Consider the following 4,145-nt stretch of genomic DNA (forward strand, 5'->3'; position numbering starts at 1 on the left):
TCTCCCGTTATCCAAGTACCAAAGCCAGTAGTCAGGGCAACTAAAACTGGGTGATCAAAATAACTCCAGTCTAGATGCAGGCTATAGACATAGTAATAGGCTTCATCAATACCAGGGTAAAGCCAAAAAGCAATTATACACCGAAACAGTAGCCCCCCTAGCAGCCAACCAAGTACAAATTGATGTTGAGACAACCTTTTCAGGGCGTTATGCATCATGTATAATAGCAGTTTTCAATGGGGTGAGGTACAAATTACTGGCTTTTAGGGAGCAGGAATCCCTTACAGGGGTAGGTTTTTTACATTTGGGTCGGGAGTCGGGAGCGGTGCGACCCGTGGCGAATTTAATTACGGGTCAAGCGCACCGAGGGAGTCGGGAGCGGTGCGACCCGTGGCGAATTTAATTACGGGTCAAGCGCACCGAGGGAGTTAACAGAAGCAGGAAATGGGCAGAATTATTCCGAAAATGATTGTGTATTTTGATACATATATTTAGGATTTTATACAATCATGAAAGTATAGCACTACGCATTAAAGTTAGGACATTGATAAAAGCAGAAAAAGGTGCGACCCGTGGCGAATTTAATAATTAGATGCGGAAAGCGCACCTGCGCTAATGCACTTGCACTTTTGCCTCTTGCCTCCTTTTTAAGGGGGGTTAGGGGGGATTCCTCTTGCCTTGCGCGTAGCGCTATACTTACTCGCCCCAATGTTCACAAACCTACCCTTGTAAGGTTAGGGGGGATTCCTGCCTCACAAGTGTAGGTTTTTTAATTTGGGGGGAGTAACGACTCATGGATCAGCTATAGAGTAGATTAACCAGCAACTGTGTATAAGTGTTAATCCAAATCTAAATCCGTTACTGCTCCGACACTACTGGAAGAGACTAAGGTGGCATACTTTGCCAATACCCCTGTGGTATAACGGGGCTTGGGTGGTTGCCAACTAGCACGGCGTTGCTCTAATTCTTGATCGGACACATTTAGTTGTAAGTATCGCTGATGGGCATCAATGGTAATCATATCCCCTTCCTGGACTAATGCGATCGCACCTCCAACCGCTGCTTCTGGTGCGACATGACCGACTACCATGCCATAAGTACCTCCAGAAAATCGTCCATCGGTAATTAATCCGACCGAATCACCTAACCCAGCACCAATAATGGCTGATGTGGGAGCCAGCATTTCCCGCATGCCTGGGCCACCCTTTGGTCCTTCATAGCGCACCACAATCACATCACCAGAGTTGATCTTACCTGCGAGAATCGCATCTAAGCAGGCTTCCTCGGATTCAAATACTCGCGCTGGACCGGTGATTTGAGGATTTTTTACCCCAGTAATCTTTGCTACTGACCCTTCTGTGGCCAGATTGCCTTTCAGAATGGCTAAGTGTCCTTGAGCATACACAGGATTATCCCAAGGACGAATTACATCTTGGTCAGCAGGGGGTTGATCAGGTACCTCTTCTAACACTTCCGCTATAGTTTGGCCGGAAATGGTCAAAGCATCCCCATGGAGCAAATCATGGACCAACAGCATTTTCATAACTTGGGGAATCCCCCCGGCGCGGTGCAAATTTACAGTGACATAGCGACCACTGGGTTTGAGGTCACACAGGACTGGTACTTTCCCCCGGATGGTTTCAAAGTCATCAATGGATAAGGCTACTCCAGCAGCATGGGCGATCCCTAATAGATGCAAGACTGAGTTGGTGGAACCACCTACTGCCATAATTACTGCGATCGCATTCTCAAAAGCCTTTCGTGTTAAAATAGCCCTAGGTAGTATTTGCTGGCGAATTGCTTCGACTAACACAAAAGCAGATTTCTCAGCACTATCGGCTTTCTCAATATCTTCCGCTGCCATGGTAGAGGAATAGGGCAAACTCATCCCCATTGCCTCAAAAGCAGAGGACATAGTATTAGCGGTAAACATGCCGCCACAGGAACCAGCACCAGGGCAAGCGTTGAGTTCCACCGCCTTGAGTTTAGCCTCGTCAATCTTGCCAGCACTGTGTTGACCAACAGCTTCAAAGGCACTCACTACCGTTAAATCTTGACCATCGAGATGTCCAGGTTTAATCGTGCCACCATAAACGAAAATTGCTGGGATATTCATCCTGGCAATGGCAATCATCGCCCCTGGCATATTCTTATCGCAGCCGCCAATGGCCAAAACTCCATCCATACTTTGGCCATTACAAGCGGTCTCAATAGAATCAGCAATTACTTCCCGGGATACCAGGGAATATTTCATCCCTTCCGTTCCCATGGAAATCCCGTCACTAATCGTAATTGTACCAAACATCTGAGCCATAGCACCAGCAGTGGTCAATCCCGCCTCTGCTCGTTTGGCCAAATCATTTAACCCCAAATTGCACGGAGTAATAGTGCTGTAGCCATTAGCAAGACCAACAATGGGCTTAGTAAAATCGTCATCAGTGAAACCAACAGCCCTCAGCATGGCTCGGTTAGGGGCTCGCTGAACACCTTGGGTAACCACTTGGCTTCTCAAATTCTCCGGCATGGATATGTTCTCCTCAAAGGTTAGAGTCTCTACCAGAGATTTTAGATTTAGCCATCAAATTTAGCCATCATATCAAGTCTGGTTGAATACCCATCATCGGGAGTGTGGTAAGTGTGGGGAGATAGGGAGATAGGGATATTTTTATTAAGGGTATGAAAACCGGATTTAGCTAGATTAGCTAAGGGAGTGCAGTTTCCTCGACTGGACGTACAATTGTTGGTGTCTTACTTTGCTCTGGCTTAAAGATGGCATCAAGTGCTTCTTTTAGATTTTGAGCCATAATAATCTGGTTTTGATAAACCACAATAACTCGCACTAATGTTGGCAGACTATGTTGCTCAGCTTCTATATACAATGGCTCAACATACAGTAGAGATTGCTCGATGGGAATAACCAAAAGATTCCCCTGAACTGCTCTTGAACCCTTTTGATTCCATAAGGAAATTTGTTGAGAGATGACTGGATCTTGATTAATCAGGGCTTCAATTTGCTCTGGTCCATAGATTAGTTGTTGCTTGGGAAACTGATACAGGAGTAACTTGCCATAATGATCGCCATCAGAACGACCAGCTAGCCAACCAATTAAATTATTACGACCTGTAGGTGTATAGGGGTGGAGCAAGATAAATTCTTCTGATTTCTCCTTGGGCAGTTTCATGATAATGTAGTAGGGTTCCACTGATTTAGATTTACCAGCATAAATTTCCTGGGGAATCCGCCACAAATCCTCTTGGTTGTAAAAGACCTGGGGGTCAGTCATGTGATATGCTAGCAAGCGCTCGGATTGGATGTTAAATAGATCAATGGGGTAGCGCAAATGAGTCCGCAGGTTGCTGGGCATCTGATCCAGTGACTTGAAGAAATTCGGGAAAATCTTACTCCACGTTTGAATAATCGGGTCTTTTGGGTCAGCTATGTAGAAACTAACATCGCCATTGTAGGCATCAATAACCACTTTTACGGAGTTACGGATGTAGTTAAACTGGTTGTCACCTGGGTCGGCATAGGGGTAGCGATCGCTTGTGGTGTAGCCATCCACAATCCAGTAAAGATAATTCTTAGTGACCCCTGACTCCCCAACAGAAGTATCAGCAATTACCAGGTAGGGGTCAGCATCATAGCGTAAGAAGGGAGCGATCGCTTGAATCCGTTGCCGAATATTACGGCGGAACAGTAACCGTGTTTTGGGTGTGAAATTCCCAGTCAGTACCATCTGCCAGTCTTTAAGATACTGGGCAAACACTAACCGCCGCCAAAAGGAGTTTAGGGCAACACCACCAGTGCCATCGTAGGTGTTGTAAACGTTTTCTTCTCCACTGGGATAGTCTAATTCCTGAGTTTTGGTGGAGGTCATGATATAGTTATTGGTCAGTTCTCCGTAGTAAATCCGGGGTTGACCAATGGGGATACTATCACGAATTTCTGGAGAGGATGTATATAAGCTTCCTTTGAGCGCTTCACCTCCACCAGAACCGATGTCTTTAATAAAGTAGTATGGCAGTCCTCCCTCTCCTACCTGATTCACAGCAGAGAGGGTAAACCCATAGCCATGGGTATAGACTAAGTGTTTGTTAACCCAAGTTTGTGCTTGTTTGGGCACAGCATCATAGTCTAATTCCCT

General features: G+C 45.9%; 3 protein-coding genes and 1 pseudogene. 1 reads left to right on the forward strand and 3 read right to left on the reverse strand.

Features of this window, described 5'->3' with window-relative positions; genetic code table 11:
* A pseudogene (locus tag F6K37_RS09555) lies at positions 1 to 215 on the reverse strand (4-amino-4-deoxy-L-arabinose transferase); the annotation flags it as partial.
* A 26-nt stretch (positions 216 to 241) separates the two neighbouring features.
* Between F6K37_RS09555 and F6K37_RS09560 the strand changes: the two are divergent.
* Positions 242 to 403, forward strand: a complete 162-nt coding sequence (locus tag F6K37_RS09560) for a hypothetical protein (protein ID WP_158026776.1) — start codon at positions 242 to 244, stop codon at positions 401 to 403.
* Between the two features lie 435 nt (positions 404 to 838).
* Here the strand turns inward: F6K37_RS09560 and ilvD are convergent, their stop codons facing one another.
* Positions 839 to 2,524 (reverse strand): dihydroxy-acid dehydratase, encoded by a 1,686-nt coding sequence (gene ilvD / locus F6K37_RS09565; RefSeq protein WP_287249757.1) that lies wholly within the window; start codon positions 2,522 to 2,524, stop codon positions 839 to 841.
* A 178-nt stretch (positions 2,525 to 2,702) separates the two neighbouring features.
* On the reverse strand, positions 2,703 to 4,145 hold a 1,443-nt coding region (locus tag F6K37_RS09570; protein ID WP_287249759.1), incomplete at its 5' end, for a UPF0182 family protein.

This window comes from Moorena sp. SIO4E2 (genome assembly GCF_010671945.1).
Classification (GTDB): domain Bacteria; phylum Cyanobacteriota; class Cyanobacteriia; order Cyanobacteriales; family Coleofasciculaceae; genus Moorena; species Moorena producens.

What these genes read in the sequence shown, in the direction of transcription:
- ilvD (WP_287249757.1), bottom strand. Translation starts at nt 2,524, where the DNA reads ATGCCGGAGAATTTGAGAAGCCAAGTGGTTACCCAAGGTGTTCAGCGA.